Here is a 16,314-nt window from a genome sequence, read left to right on the forward strand (position 1 = left end):
GGTTATGAGGACATGCTGTTGAAACGCCGTTTGTTTATTGCCGCTTCGCTATTCGCGATAAGTTTTTCGTCCGCTTATGCGACTGATGTCGCCAGTTTTGCACCTCGGCCTCCCGCCATCAATGCTGGCGCGTGGGTGCTTATGGATTACACCACGGGCCAAACCCTGACCGCCGGTAATGAACACCAGCAACGCAACCCCGCCAGCCTGACCAAGTTAATGACCGGCTATGTTGTCGATCGCGCGATTGATAGCCATCGCATTAGCCCAACGGATATCGTCACTGTCGGACGTGACGCATGGGCGAAAGATAATCCGGTGTTTGTAGGCTCATCATTAATGTTCCTGAAAGAAGGCGATCGCGTGTCAGTACGCGATTTAAGTCGCGGCTTAATTGTTGATTCCGGCAATGACGCATGCGTCGCGCTGGCGGATTACATCGCGGGTGGACAGCCACAGTTTGTCGCGATGATGAACAGTTACGTTGAGAAGCTGAAACTTAAAGATACACATTTCGAAACGGTGCATGGGCTGGACGCGCCAGGCCAGCATAGCTCGGCCTACGATCTGGCCGTGTTGTCCCGGGCGATTATTCACGGAGAACCTGAGTTCTACCACATGTACAGTGAAAAGAGTCTTACCTGGAATGGTATCACGCAGCAAAACCGTAACGGGCTGCTGTGGGATAAAACGATGAACATCGATGGCCTGAAGACCGGGCACACATCCGGGGCAGGATTTAACCTGATCGCCTCCGCAGTTGATGGACAACGTCGCTTGATTGCCGTGGTCATGGGAGCCGAGAGCGCGAAAGGGCGCGAGGATCAGGCACGCAAACTGCTGCAGTGGGGGCAACAAAATTTTGATACGGTGCAGGTTTTGCGTAGCGGTAAGCAAGTCGGCGTCGAACGAATCTGGTATGGCGATAAAGAAAAAATTAGCCTCGGTACCGAGCAGGATTTCTGGATGGCGCTTCCTAAGGCTGAAGTCCAGAATATCAAAGCAAAATATGTTCTTGATAAGAAAGAATTGGTAGCGCCTATTGCCGCGCATCAACGCGTGGGGGAAATTGAACTCTATGACAGGGATAAGCTGGTGGCGCATTGGCCACTGGTCACCCTGGAATCGGTCAGTAAAGGCGGCGTATTTTCGCGTCTGAGCGATTACTTCCACCATAAGGTGTAATTTTTCACCCATGCTACTGACTGGCAAGAGTGCGAAACTGCTCACATAATAATCACTATTTCCTTGTGGCCGTAATATACAATAATTACACTGTATATAAATACAGTGTAATGACGGAGGTTATATGGAGTACGAGATAAAGCAGGTCGATAAACGCAGGATTGCTGGTTTTCATATGGTTGGACCGTGGGAGCAAACGGTAAAGCAGGGTTTTGAGCAGTTAGTCATGTGGGTGGATGACAAGCAGATAGTGCCGCTGGAATGGATCGCCGTTTATTACGACAACCCGGATGTTGTGCCTGCTGACAAACTGCGCTGCGATACTGTGGTTTCCGTCGCAGAGAATTTCGAGATCCCAGAGAACAGCGAAGGTGTGATACTGACTGAACTGGCCGGTGGTGAGTATGCTATTGCTGTTGCTCGTGTTGAAAATCATGACTTTGCGACGCCATGGTATCAATTTTTTAATCTTCTGCTGCAGGACGCAACATACCAGATAGCCGCCAAACCCTGTTTTGAGATTTATATGAATAATGGCATGGAAGACGGTTACTGGGACATCGAAATGTATGTGCCAGTACAGCCGAAGTAGCTGTTTTTTGTGTAAATCAGGATGAAAGTCCTGGTGATAACGATGATGTTTTCACTAAAAAGCAGGTACAATTCTGTTCTTTGCTATTCCCTGACGGAGTGGATGAGTGCGTGCCGATAAGTCGCTGAGTCCTTTTGAAATTCGTTTGTATCGTCATTATCGCGTAGTGCACGGTATTCGCATTGCGCTGGCGTTTCTTCTTACTTTTCTGTTGGTTCGCCTGCTGGATATTCCTGAAGGTACGTGGCCTCTGATCACGCTGGTGGTGATTATGGGGCCTATTTCATTCTGGGGTAATGTCGTCCCAAGAGCGCTTGAACGCATTGGCGGGACGATTCTGGGCTCAGTACTTGGGCTGGTTGCTCTGCGTCTCGAACTCCTGTCACTTCCGCTTATGCTGATATGGTGCGCAGTAGCGATGTTTCTCTGCGGCTGGCTGGCCTTAGGTAAAAAACCCTATCAGGCGTTGCTGATTGGTATAACGCTTGCCGTCGTCGTCGGGGCTCCTGCGGGTGACATGAATACAGCGTTGTGGCGCGGTGGCGACGTGATTCTGGGATCGTTACTGGCGATGCTGTTTACCGGCATCTGGCCGCAGCGTGCATTTATTCACTGGCGTATTCAACTGGCGCATTGTGTAACGGGGTACAATCGGGTGTATCAGGCCGCGCTCTCCCCCAATTTGCTCGAGCAGCCCCGACTGGAGAAGCATTTACAACAACTACTGAGTGACGTTGTCAAAATGCGTGGACTCATCGTTCCTGCCAGTAAAGAGACCCACATCCAAAAATCCATCTTTGAAGCTATTCAGACGGTTAACCGCAACCTGGTGTGCATGCTTGAGCTGCAAATCAACGCGCTGTGGGCGACACGTACCAGTCACTTTGTGATGCTGAACGCGCATACCTTGCGTGAAACTCAGCTCAGAACGCAACAAGCGCTACTGACGATCACTCATGCGCTATATGAAGGTAATCCGCAGCCGATACTTGTCAATACGGAAAAACTCAATGACACCGTGGCGGAGTTGCGCCAACTCATCGCTGAGCATAAAGGCGATAATGTTGCTGAAACACCTATTCATGGCTATGTCTGGTTGAATATGGAGATGGCACGGCAACTGGAATTGCTCTCACATTTGATTTGTCGCGCGCTGCGCAAATAAAGAGCAGATGAGGGGATTGGTTCTACTGCTGCTTCGATTCAGCAAAGATTAAGGGTATGATACTGAAAAAGGCTAAAACCATTGGTAACTACAATGGCTTTACCCTCGATAATTCAGGTTTCAGCCATGCATTATCAATGCAGATGCAACTTGAAGTATGGCGGGCATGAAAGTAATGTTGACCCACTTTAGCCGTTGTTTTAACGAATCCGAATCTCACATTATCAGGGGTGTAAAAATGGAAACTACCAAGCCTTCTTTCCAGGACGTGCTGGAATTTGTTCGTCTGTTCCGTCGTAAAAACAAACTGCAACGTGAAATTCAGGACGTTGAGAAAAAGATCCGTGACAACCAGAAACGCGTCCTGCTGCTGGACAACCTGAGCGACTACATCAAGCCGGGGATGAGCGTTGATGCTATCCAGGGTATCATCGCCAGCATGAAAAGCGACTATGAAGATCGTGTAGATGATTACATCATCAAGAATGCAGAGATCTCTAAAGAGCGTCGTGATATCTCTAAAAAGCTGAAAGCCATGGGTGAAGTGAAAAACGGCGAAGCGAAAGCAGAGTAATGTTTTATGGCAGTAGGGGGCGCTGCTAAGCGGCGACCCCTACTGTAGTTTTACCCCGCCTGTTACCATCCGCAATAAATGCTGCTCAGGCCAGTGAGTTGTCAGTTTTTTCTGTGCCAGCATCCATTTGATGTAATCAACATCATGACGTTTTCTGTCCAGCATCAAACCCACCACGCTGCCGCTGTGCGCAACATTCACCCCGTATAAATCGCACTCTTCTACCAGCGCCAATAGCGAATCGAAATCCGGTTTTGGCAACAACATTTGGCTGGCGATTGCGCTAAGCGTGGCGGCCTCCCCCATCCGATAGGGATTTTGGCTAATACAGGCTTCCTGTACTTTTTCCCATGCGCGTTTAAGCGCGGGAGCACCGGCCTGTAACCCGGGCTGGCGCGGAATGCGGTGATAATCTGCGGTACGTAATGTTTCCGGGCTTTCCAGAACCAACAGGTCAAGCTGGGGCTGCGCTTCACAGGGAATTTGCGTAGAGGCGTCGTTATGATCGAAAAGGGTTAACTGGTGGAAAACGGTGCTGTCGGTAGGTTCAAGAGAAACGCAAAGCTGTGCCAGTGTAGGTTCATCAAGCTGATGACCCAGAAAATGAGCGGTGGCAAGCGCGGTGGCGGCAATATCTGCGGTGCTACTGGCCATTCCTTTCGCAATGGGAATCGTTGACTGGATATCTATACGAATATCCTGACTGATATGCGCCGGGTAGTGCCAGTGCTGCAATAACCGGTCAACCATCGCTCGCGAGAGTGGGCGTTCATCCACTTGTGGTGAACCCGAACTGACCTCAACGGTGCTATACCATTCAACCGGGCAGGAGACCAGCTTCTCACTGCCCAGAATCCAGCCCTGGATAAGTTCCCCGCACGATGCAGGACATTGCGCAATAGCCACGTCTTCACCTTTGTGATCAGCAATCCTCGGCGCATAGTGTCATGGCGATCGCGCTATTACCATGATTTGCCGCAATTTGCGGTGCGGCAGGATTAAGCTGGAATGCCCAATGTCACAGTTTCTGATATCGCTATACGCATAACATCCTGCGCGATCATCAACTCTTCATTGGTATTTATAACGGCCACTTTGACCAGCGCAGTTTCAGTTTGAATGAAGGTTGCGTTGCGCTGATTTTTTTCATCATCAACAGCCAGACCTAAGAAATTCAGATTGTGGCAAATCGCAGCGCGTGCTCGGGCTGAGTTTTCACCAATTCCACCCGTAAATACCAAAGCATCCAGACCGCCCATCTGCATAATATAGCTGCCTATTGTGGCACGAATTCGCTCTGCAAACAGCGTAAGTGCGAGAGCAGCCTGTGAGTCGCCTTCGTCTGCGGCGCGTTCAACGTCACGATAGTCTGATGAGATACCGGAAACCCCAAGTAATCCTGATTCATTGTTGAGGAGCTGGTTAAGTTGCTGCGGTGTTTTGCCTTCGCGCAGGGCAATCCACGGCAAAATTGACGGGTCAATATCTCCGCTGCGCGTACCCATCATCACGCCAGACTGTGGCGTAAAGCCCATTGAGGTATTCACCGATTTTCCGCCCTTGATAGCACAGATGCTGCTGCCATTACCAAGATGACAACATACGATGCGCAGTGCGCTGAGCGGGACGCCCAGCTTTTCAGCCAACGCGGTACTGACGTATTTGTGGCTGGTACCATGAAAAACGTAACGCCGAATTCCCAGCTCTGAGTAATAGCGCCATGGCAGAGGATAAATAAAAGAAGGCTCAGCCAGCGTCTGATGAAAAGCAGTGTCAAAAACTGCGACGGCAGGTGCTTCGGGTAATAACTGACGAAAAACTGCGATCCCCAGCGCATTAACCGGGTTATGTAGCGGTGCCAGTTCTGCAAGACGCTCGATTTCGGCCAGTGTTTCATCATTGACGAGGGCTGAGTCTTTAAAGGACTCACCACCATGTGCGACGCGATGACCGACGCCATCGATCTCTTCCAGACTTTTGATGATGTTCAGGCTAAGCAGTTTTTCCAGTAACAGAGTTACTGCTTCACGGTGATCGGCAACGGGTAACGTCTGCCGCCATTTCTGTACGGGTGTTTTAAGCGTGACCTGCGCGTCAGACATCCCGATGCGTTCAATCAGCCCCTGGCAGATCATTTCACCCTGCGGCATCGCCAGTAACTGAAACTTAAGCGAGGAGCTCCCCGCGTTAATGGCCATTATTTTGTGAGACATGACGGTTCCTTTGCATTCAGAAAAATGAACATCTCATCGACCCCGGTATTCTCCAGCGCGCTGGTGACAAACACGTTCTGCGCCCCAGCCTGCACCAACCAGCTTTCTATGAGTGAAATCTTCTGAGGGTTAGCTAAATCGGCTTTGGTGACGAGGCCGATAACAGGTCTGTTCATTGGACCCGTAAAACCTGGAGAAAAAGGTGACCATGGGGCGTCGGCATTCAGTACCAGAGCGATAATGTCGGCTTCACAAGCGCTGGCCAGTAACGCACTGTACAGGCAGCGGTTCTCAAGATATTCACCCGGCGTGTCTATTGTCGTTGGCGACCAGACAATCGCCTGAGTTTTCTGGTAATGAAGTGCTTCTCCACGCAAACATTGTGTGAGCGATGTTTTACCGCACTGGCTGGGGCCAATTAGCATGATGCGTTTCATGTGGTTACGTCCGGGTAATAGGGCATGCAGTAAAACGCATCATTTCGCCAAGCGTTCTGGTTACCTGTTTCAGCGCGTACTCAACGGCGGAAACATCGCCCGTCAGTACTACTGCACCGGTAAAACGATCGAGAAAACCAATCTCTACCGCCCCGGACTTTGTGGCGATATCACAGGCGATAATTGAGGCTTCACTGGGCGTAATGGTTAAAATACCAATGGCCGAGACTGAATCCTGCAACCCCAGTTTTTTGAATAAATCCTTACCTGGATTAGCAATAAGGTGCGCCAGCGTGACCTGCTTGCCGGGTACGTATTCCTGGATCATGCGATCCGTCGGCGGTTGTCTGTCCATTATCCTTCCACCATTTGTCGCCACATGCTTTCATGTGGGCGAGGGATGACCGAGCGATAAACCAGCAGACCTTTTTCACCCGCGCTTTCGCTGGCAACCGTCACGGCGTTATTCACATCAGACACGTCGCCTGCGACAACCATGTAGCACTTGCCGCCAATACCAAATGCCATATGGACGCGTACCAGCGTGACGTTGGAGGCTTTAACCGCCCGGTCGGCGGCGCAGATGCAGGCAGCAACGCTCCATGTTTCGACAATACCAACTGCCTGACGCTTATCTACGCTGTTTAGTCCGCTGATTGCGGGGAGTACGCTGGCATGAATGTTGGGGAGTACCAGACTATCAACGAGCATATCGCCAGCCAGAGATGTTCCAGTGGCTATCGCCTGTTGTACGGCACCTACGTCACCACCGAGCATGAGCAGAAATTTTCCCGGGCAGATGGTCTTGCTGACCAGTAAATTCACATTCGCGCTTTTTAACATGGCATCGCCAGCTTCCATTCCTTTGGCAATGCTGGTGAGTTCTAAAATCCCTATAGCCTGAGACATGATTAACCTCTTATTACCGTGATGGATTGCTCAGTGATTTCGCTGACAATACCGTCAATACTGGCGTGAACAGGCGCGCCTAATGCACCGGACGGTACATCGGCAACGCATTGACCGCGAACAACGCGTTCGCCTTGTTCTACACATGGGATGGCGCTGGCACCTATATGCTGGCGTAACAACAGCGTCGTTTTATCTGTGGAATAATCAGTCTCAGCCAGTGGTGCATCGTGATACCAGTCGCTAAGATCCAGTTTGGTAATAAGGCGCTTAACCGGGATCAGCCGGTACTTCGCCATTTCATCCTCAGGATTTAGCGGCCCTTCATAACGATGGTTGAGCGCCCTCAGCTCGCGTTTAAGCATGCGGTTGATGCGCATCGGTGAAATCCCAACCGGACAGGCTACGCTTTCACACACATTGCATTCTGAACAGGTCAGGGCCGTGAGCAGTAGCTGCGGCGTGGCTGCCTGCTGATAATTAACCGCACGAACCAGCAGATGCGGGGATAATTCATGACCGATCAAATGCCTTGGGCACAAATCCGTACACAAACGGCACTGCTCGCAAACGGTTTTTGCAACAGAAAGCACAGTGCGTTCATCCTGCATCCGCCGCTGAATCAACGCATGAGACTTAGGCAAAACCAGCAGGCCCCCGGTGGTCTTGCTGACTGGGGTATCCAGTGACGTAATCAGGCTGCCCATCATCGGACCACCGTTAATAAAGCCGGGATCGTCAACGGTTGCACCCCCGGCCAGCGCCAGAACGTCACGTAAAGACATGCCGATAGGGACTGTGAGTGTGATGGGACTGGCGACTGCGCCGTTAACGGTCAAGGTACGACGGGTAACGGGGTACTGCTGCTCAACTGCTCTCGCGATGTTGAGCACGGTCTGGACGTTATTGACCACTACGCCGACGCTGACCGGCAGCGCGGCAGGCGGAACTCTCCGGCCTGTTGCCATCCAGATGGTCAAAACCTCGTCACCTGCCGGGTAGACATCGGGCAAAATATGTAAGCGGATCCCGGCAGGCAGAAGGGGCGTTAATGCATTGATAGCCTCTTGGTATTTCTCTTTGAGCGCAATAATTCCGGAACTGGCTCCGGTAGCCGTCATGGCATATTGAACGCCGTGGATAAGTCGCTCAGCCTGGACGGCCATCAACTGCTGGTCAACTTTCAGCATTGGCTCACATTCAGCTGCATTGACCAGAAAGGTATCGACCTGCGCCTGTAATTTTACGTGAGCGGGAAAGCCTGCGCCTCCGGCTCCGACAACACCCGCTGCGCGAACGCGTTCGCGAATTGTCTGCGCATCATAGAGCGTGGACTCCGCCGTCTTGGCTGTCTTCATAATAATTCCTCAAGCAGTTCCTGCATGGCACTGGCGTCGGCAACACGAGGATTGGTTTGCAGCGTGACGTCAGCCAGCGCGGCCTGAACCATCGACGGGATACGTTGCGACCAGGCTTGCTTTCCGTCTTTAAGCGCGTCAACTAAAGAAGGCAACGCACACTGTTTTTTGAGTAGCTCGATATGATGAATGAGCGCATTCAATGCCGCTGTATCGTTCGCGTTATCCGGGCATAAATGGCAGGCTTTAGCGAAACGGGCATAGCGCTTCGCGGCCCGCGGATCGCGAGCATTAAAATGAATGACAAGGGTCAGCAGCAGCGCATTGGCAAGTCCGTGTGGCAGATGAAACTGACCGCCCAACTGATGGGCAATCGCATGATTGATCCCCAGTCCAGCCTGACTAAATGCCATTCCCGCGAGCGTTGACGCATTGTGCATTTTCCCTCTGGTTGCCTGGCATTCACCTTTGCTGACGGCGACAGGCAGGTACTGGAAGACGATTTGAGCCGCTTTTTCAGCCAGTGCATCGGTGAAGTCGCTGGCCTTCGTGGACACGTATGCCTCCAGCGCATGCGTTAACACATCCATGCCGGTATTCGCGGTTATGGCTGGCGGTACGCTGACGACCAGCGTTGGATCAAGGATGGCCATGTCTGGATAAAGCGCATTATTAAACAATGGATATTTAATGCCTTTATCCGGATCGCTAATCACGCAGGCGCTGGTTACCTCGGAGCCCGTACCGCTGGTAGTGGGAATTGCGACACAGGTTTCAATTTCAATACCGAACTGTCGGCTGAACCAGACGATGGCTTTTGCGGCGTCCAGTGCTGAGCCGCCACCAAAACCCATCACGACGTCCGGCCGCAGGGACTGCATTTGTGCAATCCCTTGAACTACAGTGCTGATGGTCGGATCGGGGGTGATATCGCTGAAAATGCTGATGCGGTTATCCGCTGGCAGAGCGTTGCGCAGCTTTTCAATCAGGGGAGAACGCGCGAGAAAACCATCGCAAATAATCCAGATATGCTTATTCGTGAAGCGCTTGAGCACATCCAGACTTCCCTGGCCGCTGTACAATCGAGTTTGCAGTGAAAAGCTATTCATAACGGCCCCATTAACGAATAGAAAAACCGTTTGTCAGCACGCAACGACGAGAGCGTGCGAAAGTGCGCGCAGATGTTGTTCCTTCACCGGTTGGCGTCGCAATAGTGAAGGTTGTAAAGCCTTCACCGCCGACACCAATACCGGCGTAAGAGGGGCCATTTTTCACAAATATTGAGGTCTGAAGGGTGCGGGCGGCAAGATTCAGACGTGACACGTTTTGTGAATGCATGATGGCAGTGTGATGCAGTCCCTCTTCAACTTTCAGTGCCAACGCCAGTGCACTGTCAAAATCCTTTACGCTCACGATGGGCAGCATTGGCATCAACTGTTCGCTGGTGACCCATGGATCGTCAGCATTGACGATGCCAATCAACAGGCGAGGTGTTTTTGCCGGAACCGGTATGTCCGCAGCTTCAAGCAGGGCTGCTGGACTCTTTCCAACCAGTTTTTTATTGGCTATGCCTTCAGGTAGACAGGCGGCGCGCAGTTTGTTGACGTCTTCGTTGTGCAGAAGTAACGCGCCAAAAGACTGCATTTGTTGGACCAGTCGTTCAGCAACAGCATCGACAACAATCAGGCTTTTCTCAGCAATACAGGGCAGGTTGTAATCAAACGATGCACCGTTGATGATATCTTCAGCTGCTTTAACCAGGTCGGCAGTTTCATCAACAATACAGGGCGGATTTCCTGCACCTGCGCCAATGACTTTTTTCCCGCTTTTCATACCCATAGCAACAATGCCAGGGCCGCCGGTAATCGCCAGAACTGCGATTTTAGGGTGTGCCATCATCTGCTGGGTAGCCTCAAAAGTGGGTTCTGTGACCGTGACGACAAGATTCCGGATCCCGCAGCAGCGGAAGGCAATATCTTCAATCATGGCAATCAGTTTCAGTGATACTGCTTTTGCGCCAGGGTGCGGGCTAAAATAAACGCTGTTTCCCGCGGCCAGCATACTGATGCTGTTATTGATGATGGTTTCCGTCGGGTTGGTACTTGGCGCAACGGAGCCAATCACCCCAAATGGAGAGTACTCAAACAACACCATGCCACCGTCACCGGTTAGCGCCGTGGTAGTGAGGTCTTCGATTCCCGGGGTGTTGTCCAGCGCGGCTTTGTTTTTGAGGAATTTATCCTCTTTGTTGCCCATACCCGTTTCGGCAGCGCTCTCAGCGGCCAGTGAAGCAAGATGAGGCGTCAGTTCTTCTCGCAGGGCATTGATGATGGCGCTGCGGGTTTTCAATGGACATTGCTGATAACGCAGAAAAGCCTGATACGCGGCATCAATTGCTTCGTTAACGGAAGGAAAAATTCCATTACCCTTAACTTCTGCTTTTGCCGGGGCGAGTTGTTCACTCAAAATGTTACGAATAAGCGTTTCAAGTTCTGAAGTATTCATTGATGTGTTCTCACGTTAATCGCCGCAATGGCCGTTTCTGCAATGTCCATATCCTGCTCAACGCTTCCCCCGCTGATGCCAAGACCCCCAAGGAGTAAACCCTCTCGCCATAATGCGTACCCGCCACCGAAGGTGACGACTTTTCCCTGCATATGGCTTTCCAGACCGTAAAGCGCGGCCCCTGGTTGCACCGCTGATGTCAGCTCGTGCGTGGCGGTTTTCATCGCCACGGCGGTCCAGGCTTTTTTCGGTGCCAGTTCGCTACTGACGAGCAATGCGTCAGGCATGCGCCAGGTCACCGTTTGAGTTCCGTTCGCATCAACAATGCAAATGACGACCGGAACCTGAATTTCTTCTGCTCTCGCCACCGCCGTGCGAGTCAGTTGGTGGAGCTCCTGAAAAGACAGTGACATAGTCGGCTCCTGGGTGGCTGATGTGCGGATGGCTGCGAGATAGCGCTCCGTCACTTTCTGAATAATGTGGTTTTGATGAGCATCATGATCTTCTGCGCGTGCAAGCGCATATAAGCAATCGGACAGGCGATTGATGTAACGCATCAATACATGTCTGACGGAGATCTCTGTGGAGAGTTCGACCAGTCGCCGCTCTGCGCGGCGAGCCAGTGTGCGGGCGAAGTGTAGTCGGCTGGCGGCTTCGCTGCGGCCTGGTAAAATAAAGCTGCGTAGGGGCGGTACTCTCCCCATCGCGGTATCGATGGCGGCTTCCAGTGCAGCAATTTCTTCTGAGCTGATGTAGCGCTGTTCTGGCGTTGGCTGTTCGCTTTCGCTTGCCAGTTCGGCGCTGAACCAAAAAAGCTGCAGCTGAATATTTTCAAGCAACTGGCGGTGCTGCGGGTTTTTCGCCGCGCAAACGCACAGGCTAAGCGCTGCATTAAGCTCATCCAGCGTACCGTAAGCCTCGACGCGCGGATGCGTTTTACTCACGCGTTGTCCGGTAAAGAGAGCTGTTGTACCGGCATCGCCCGTTCGGGTATAAATCGCCATAGTTCCTCCTAGCGAGAAAGCGTGTCGACAATGCCGACGATAGCCAGGTCGATGGCCTCATTCGGGCCGGAGAAAACGTGTCTGGCGCTGGATCCGCTGCTGAGTAACACCAGTTCGCCCGTTCCTGCACCGACTGAGTCAACCGCGACTTCATCACCGGTAGCGGGGGAGGCGGGGAGCTCTCCGTCAGCACTCACCCGACGTACCAGCAAGAGTTTTTTTCCCACCAGTGATGGGGATTTTTGCGTGGAAACCACAACGCCTGTAACCCGGGCCAAATGCATAGCTCACTCCTGCTTAATTAATTGGACATTTCGCGTACCGACAGCTTCCTGAGCCAGAGCCGTCACGACACATCGACGGCGTAGTACCAGTACGCCATCCCTCAATTGGGCGACGTTGGCATAGCTGAGAAGCTTCTCAGGATGCAAAAAGATGATTCGCCCCAGTTCGTCACTGAATTCCAGCGGCAGACGCGCGAGTTTTTTCACGGGGATTGCGGGTAACAATCGGTGTTGTAGTGAAATCTTCACGCGGACTCCGCATGCCAGCGCGTCGTGAATCGTTACCACCGACATGTTGACTGGGCAGCCTTCGGCAATTTGCTCCAGTAATGGCAGGTCTGCCTGAAGGAGGTGCAGTGACGAGTACTGACAACATAATGTCCGGGAATCAATTTCCCGTAACTGTGCGACGCTAAGAGTGAGCGTGCTTTCCGCGCGTTTTTTTAATCGGGAAACAACCTCCTCGATAATGCGTTGCAGCAGTTCGTTGTTCATCGTGAGGTCACCAGTGTGGCGAATGCCTGGGGATTATCAGCGCCTGCAGCATTGGCTTCGTCTGTATCGATATGCATTTCGAGGCGCATATCCGGCGAAACGCGGACGGCGACGTTATCGAAAATCAGTCGGCGTTCATCGCCATTGATTGCCACGGAGACTTTATCTCCATGAGAGACACGCAGTATCAGCGCATCCAGCGGCGACATATGGATATGTCGCTGGGCAACAATAACCCCGGAGGGTAACTCCAGTTCAGCAAAGGGGCTGATAAGACGAATGCCAGGCGTACCCTGAATATTGCCGGACATGCGCAGCGGCGCAGCGATACCTAATGTGCGGGCGTCGGTACGAGATATCTCCACCTGGCTAGTACTACGCAGTGGACCAAGCAGACGCACATTCTTTAACTGACCTTTCGGTCCGACCAGCGTGACGGTCTGATCTGCGGCATATTGTCCGGGCTGCAACAGACCCTTTTTCTCGCTAATCGGCTGATTAGGAAACAGGCGAGTGTAGTCCTCGGCGCAAAGGTGGATGTGGCGATTCGAAATCCCGAGAGGGATAGGGCGTTCACGCATTTCATCCAGTATTTTACTGACCGTTGTTTCCAGTTGCTGTTTATCCATTACGCTTCACCTCGTTTACCAGAGTGCAGACAAAGAGTGCGCGGCTCGCCCTTTTGACGGGGACAGGCAGGGTCAAGACACAGATTGCAGCTAATCAACTCTGCCTGTTGCGCGGCTTCAGGTAATGCAATTTCTGTAGCCATCTCTTCTTGCTCTTGCGATAGATAAGGTATCGGTTCTGGCTCTGGCTGCACGGGCACACTGTGGGAAAGAATGCCTTCTCCGGGCCTGGAAATGACCCTGTGCGCGACCAGTCCATTTCGCAATTCTGCTAAATTAGCACCGGTGGATATAGCCGCCTGAACGGAGGCCACATCCCCGATTATCTTGATCACCGTCCAGCCTGAGCCGTTGGTTTTTTCGAGGCCCACCAGCGTGATGGAGGCGGCTTTCGCCATGACGTCCGCGCAACTGATGGCTAATGCCAGACCACTAACTTCAAGTAATCCCAGTGATTGCTTCACGCTGTGCTCCTTGTTTGCAACGACTTATGCAGATTTAGGTAAAATGGCTTCAACGTCGCTATGCGGACGCGGGATAACGTGGCAGGATTTCACCTCGCCAACGGCGCTTGCTGCTGCGCTTCCTGCATCTACCGCTGCTTTTACGGCGCCGACATCCCCGCGGACCATCACGGTGATCAGGCCTGAACCAATTTTTTCGTAACCAACCAACTGCACGTTTGCGGATTTCACCATGGCATCAGCGGCTTCAATAGCGCCGACAAGCCCTTTTGTTTCAACCAGTCCCAGTGCGTTATTCATACTGCTTTTCTCCTGTGGATTATGAGTGGCATTCGCGGAACGGAATGCCTTTAACCAGCCGCGCAGCGTTATTGCCAATGCTGCGGCGATCATGGCTATTTTGTTGATACGTCAGCGTAAAAAGTGGCGCTGATGTAGGTAAGTTTTTGTAGTGCACGACCAGTTTTTCATGACTGCAGCCAATGCCAACCAGCAATGGTGATTGGCAGGCAGCCAGCCATGCATTGTGGATAACGTCAGTTGAATGGCTCTCCTGAATCACAAAGGGGATCCCTTCTTCCTCAATACCCAGCAGCACGTCATTCCAGACTTCAGCGCAGCCGGTAGTAGTGAAGATAACAATGGCTGGCGTGGTGAGATTACTTTCCATGAGCGAATGCCTTGTACCAGGAGAGAATCAACCCTGTGGCAACCGCATTGCGCGGACCTTCGGTGCCACGAATGTTGCCGCGCCCGGCAACGAGGCGATAATGAGCCAGTGCATCGGTGACCAGTTGCGGAACTTCGAAGTCCAGCGAGGAACCGCCAACCAGCACGACAAAAGGAATGTCCCGAATATTCCCGGTCGGACTTACCTGACGTAGCGCTCTGAGCGCGTTGGTGACGAAAACGCGCTCCTTGGCGCTGCGGCGAATGGCGCGAACTTTCTCCAGCGCCAGTTCGCCCGGCAGTGGCACCAGTTCATCGGGTTTCACCACGCACACGCGGGCAAATACCGTTGGCGGGAGCGGGGTGGGGAAGAACTGGACGCTGCCGTCTTCGTGGCGAAGATGGAACAAGCTTTCAACTTTCGCCAGCGGGTATTTTTTAATCTCTTCAGCGAGATAACGATCATCCAGCCCCAGTTCTCTGGCAATGATCATTGTGACCATATCGCCGGCCCCTGCCAGATGCGTGGCAATAATTTCGCCTTTCGGGTTGATGATAGAGGCGTCAGTAGATCCGGCCCCAAGATCCAGAATAGCCAGTGGACGTGTAGTACCCGGTGTGGTTAAGGCACCCAGAATAGCGGCTTCGGCTTCAGCACCACCAACCTGCACATCAATGTTGAGTTTTTGCGTTATTTCCTGGGCAATCATCGCCATTTGCAGGCGATCTGATTTCACCATAGAAGCAATACCAACAGCCTGTTCCAACGAAAACTCGCCGGCAAGTCCCCCGGTCACGCTGACTGGGACTGAAGTATCAACTGCCAACAGATCCTGAATAAAGATTTCATGACTGGGTTTGTTGGTTAATTCAGCCATTGTCTGGCGTACGTGCTCCAGCATGCCGCCAATATTGGTTCCCGCCTCTCCGGTGACGTTATCCAGTTTCGGGCATTCGCCAACCGCTTTCATAATCGCGTCGGCACCTGCCGCGACGTCGACGCGTACTGTTCGTCCTTGCGATTGCAGTTCCAGGTTTCCGGCAGGTATTGCACGAGCTTTCACATCACCTGACGGCGTTTTCACCACTACCGCAGAGCGGTTGCCAATCAGTGCGCGGGCCATGGGGACAATGTTCCTGGTCTCCTCTGCGCTAAGGCTAAAGACAGTCGCGATTCCGTACGGGTTGGAAAGGGTTTCGATAACCTTGCCTGGAACAGCGACCTCAATGGCAGCCAGCATCCCCAACGGGATACGGTCGATATGAAGGACTTCATCGACGATGGGCAGGGGATGAGTCAAACGATTACTGACCAACACACCATCATCCTGCTGCAAAATAACACCAGTCAACTGGTATCCGGCACGGACGGAGGCATTAATCATCGTAGCAACATCGGCGAAATCAAATGCCGATGACACCACCAGAATATAGGGCGCATCCGCCGGACGACTGAGCAGGTCTTCCGGCGTAATAGTGACGCCCACGCCTAACCCGACACCGCCCGGTGTTTTAGGGTTATGGCCGATCATGGTGGATTCAGTGATGATGGTTTCGGTTATGGTTTCCATCGCCACGTCGCCAATGACCGGGGTGGCTTCGTTAATACGGATGAGCGAAATATCGCTGACATTGATACCGGCGTTTTTTGCCGCCAGCGTAAGGGCCTCCTGAATGCCAAACACATTACGTAATGTGCCCTTAATTCCGGTGGTTTCTACCAGCGCGCTGCCGGTGATGCTCAGCACGCCAGACTCATCCAGAGTAGCCAGAGCGACTTCCGTTGATGAGTTGCCTATGTCAATGCCTGCTATATATCGCATGATCCTGT

Annotated in this window: 20 protein-coding genes; 4 read left to right on the top strand and 16 right to left on the bottom strand. The window is 52.3% G+C overall.

Annotated features, from left to right (window positions below; translation table 11 throughout):
- Nucleotides 1-12 precede the first annotated feature (12 nt).
- The 4 genes from dacD (at nt 13) to EHN13_RS14490 (ending at nt 3,516) form a co-directional block, all read left to right on the top strand.
- Nucleotides 13-1,185 carry a serine-type D-Ala-D-Ala carboxypeptidase DacD gene (gene dacD, locus EHN13_RS14475; protein WP_105242165.1) on the top strand — a complete coding sequence of 391 codons (1,173 nt, stop codon included), beginning with the start codon at nt 13-15 and terminating at the stop codon, nt 1,183-1,185.
- A 124-nt stretch (nt 1,186-1,309) separates the two neighbouring features.
- Complete coding sequence (gene sbmC, locus EHN13_RS14480) at nt 1,310-1,777, top strand: DNA gyrase inhibitor SbmC (protein ID WP_005128054.1); 468 nt, start codon at nt 1,310-1,312, stop codon at nt 1,775-1,777.
- 106 nt (nt 1,778-1,883) lie between these two features.
- On the top strand, nt 1,884-2,942 hold the full coding sequence (locus tag EHN13_RS14485) for an FUSC family protein (RefSeq protein ID WP_048212010.1): 1,059 nt from the start codon (nt 1,884-1,886) through the stop codon (nt 2,940-2,942).
- Between the two features lie 238 nt (nt 2,943-3,180).
- Entirely contained in the window at nt 3,181-3,516 is a 336-nt protein-coding gene (locus EHN13_RS14490) for a DUF496 family protein (RefSeq protein WP_005128046.1), read from the top strand.
- 39 nt (nt 3,517-3,555) lie between these two features.
- Here the strand turns inward: EHN13_RS14490 and EHN13_RS14495 are convergent, their stop codons facing one another.
- The 16 genes from EHN13_RS14495 to EHN13_RS14570 form a co-directional block, all read right to left on the bottom strand.
- The gene (locus EHN13_RS14495; RefSeq protein ID WP_101741447.1) at nt 3,556-4,422 is read right to left on the bottom strand and encodes a GHMP family kinase ATP-binding protein; all 867 of its coding nucleotides are present in this window, start codon (nt 4,420-4,422) and stop codon (nt 3,556-3,558) included.
- Between the two features lie 92 nt (nt 4,423-4,514).
- Nucleotides 4,515-5,729, bottom strand: coding sequence for an acetate/propionate family kinase (locus EHN13_RS14500; RefSeq protein ID WP_124021637.1), 1,215 nt, complete (start codon nt 5,727-5,729; stop codon nt 4,515-4,517).
- Complete coding sequence (pduV, locus tag EHN13_RS14505; RefSeq protein WP_061067705.1) at nt 5,714-6,166, bottom strand: propanediol utilization protein PduV; 453 nt, start codon at nt 6,164-6,166, stop codon at nt 5,714-5,716. The genes EHN13_RS14500 and pduV overlap by 16 nt, the downstream gene beginning before the upstream one ends.
- 4 nt (nt 6,167-6,170) lie before the next feature.
- Nucleotides 6,171-6,521, bottom strand: coding sequence for a propanediol utilization microcompartment protein PduU (gene pduU / locus EHN13_RS14510; protein ID WP_048212006.1), 351 nt, complete (start codon nt 6,519-6,521; stop codon nt 6,171-6,173).
- A complete protein-coding gene (pduT, locus tag EHN13_RS14515) occupies nt 6,521-7,075 on the bottom strand; it encodes a propanediol utilization microcompartment protein PduT (protein ID WP_003030201.1) in 555 nt (184 codons plus the stop codon). The genes pduU and pduT overlap by 1 nt, the downstream gene beginning before the upstream one ends.
- A gap of 2 nt (nt 7,076-7,077) precedes the next feature.
- The gene (gene pduS, locus EHN13_RS14520) at nt 7,078-8,433 is read right to left on the bottom strand and encodes a cobalamin reductase PduS (protein WP_124021638.1); all 1,356 of its coding nucleotides are present in this window, start codon (nt 8,431-8,433) and stop codon (nt 7,078-7,080) included.
- On the bottom strand, nt 8,430-9,542 hold the full coding sequence (locus EHN13_RS14525) for a 1-propanol dehydrogenase PduQ (protein WP_124021639.1): 1,113 nt from the start codon (nt 9,540-9,542) through the stop codon (nt 8,430-8,432). The genes pduS and EHN13_RS14525 overlap by 4 nt, the downstream gene beginning before the upstream one ends.
- A 10-nt stretch (nt 9,543-9,552) precedes the next feature.
- Nucleotides 9,553-10,938 carry a CoA-acylating propionaldehyde dehydrogenase PduP gene (gene pduP, locus EHN13_RS14530; protein ID WP_124021640.1) on the bottom strand — a complete coding sequence of 462 codons (1,386 nt, stop codon included), beginning with the start codon at nt 10,936-10,938 and terminating at the stop codon, nt 9,553-9,555.
- Nucleotides 10,935-11,942, bottom strand: coding sequence for a two-domain cob(I)yrinic acid a,c-diamide adenosyltransferase PduO (gene pduO / locus EHN13_RS14535; RefSeq protein WP_124021641.1), 1,008 nt, complete (start codon nt 11,940-11,942; stop codon nt 10,935-10,937). Before pduO ends, pduP begins: the two co-directional genes overlap by 4 nt.
- Before the next feature lie 8 nt (nt 11,943-11,950).
- Entirely contained in the window at nt 11,951-12,226 is a 276-nt protein-coding gene (locus tag EHN13_RS14540) for a EutN/CcmL family microcompartment protein (RefSeq protein ID WP_048212000.1), read from the bottom strand.
- A gap of 3 nt (nt 12,227-12,229) precedes the next feature.
- Entirely contained in the window at nt 12,230-12,721 is a 492-nt protein-coding gene (gene pduM, locus EHN13_RS14545) for a microcompartment protein PduM (RefSeq protein ID WP_124021642.1), read from the bottom strand.
- On the bottom strand, nt 12,718-13,350 hold the full coding sequence (locus tag EHN13_RS14550; RefSeq protein ID WP_048211998.1) for a phosphate propanoyltransferase: 633 nt from the start codon (nt 13,348-13,350) through the stop codon (nt 12,718-12,720). The genes pduM and EHN13_RS14550 overlap by 4 nt, the downstream gene beginning before the upstream one ends.
- Nucleotides 13,350-13,814, bottom strand: a complete 465-nt coding sequence (locus EHN13_RS14555; RefSeq protein WP_124021643.1) for a BMC domain-containing protein — start codon at nt 13,812-13,814, stop codon at nt 13,350-13,352. Before EHN13_RS14555 ends, EHN13_RS14550 begins: the two co-directional genes overlap by 1 nt.
- 24 nt (nt 13,815-13,838) lie before the next feature.
- The gene (gene pduJ, locus EHN13_RS14560; RefSeq protein WP_001057752.1) at nt 13,839-14,114 is read right to left on the bottom strand and encodes a propanediol utilization microcompartment protein PduJ; all 276 of its coding nucleotides are present in this window, start codon (nt 14,112-14,114) and stop codon (nt 13,839-13,841) included.
- Between the two features lie 19 nt (nt 14,115-14,133).
- A complete protein-coding gene (locus tag EHN13_RS14565) occupies nt 14,134-14,484 on the bottom strand; it encodes a glycerol dehydratase reactivase beta/small subunit family protein (RefSeq protein WP_048211996.1) in 351 nt (116 codons plus the stop codon).
- Nucleotides 14,474-16,306: a diol dehydratase reactivase subunit alpha gene (locus EHN13_RS14570; protein WP_124021644.1), complete on the bottom strand. Its 1,833-nt coding sequence runs from the start codon at nt 16,304-16,306 to the stop codon at nt 14,474-14,476. Before EHN13_RS14570 ends, EHN13_RS14565 begins: the two co-directional genes overlap by 11 nt.
- Nucleotides 16,307-16,314: the final 8 nt, after the last annotated feature.

The organism is Citrobacter youngae (assembly GCF_003818115.1).
Taxonomy (GTDB): domain Bacteria; phylum Pseudomonadota; class Gammaproteobacteria; order Enterobacterales; family Enterobacteriaceae; genus Citrobacter; species Citrobacter youngae.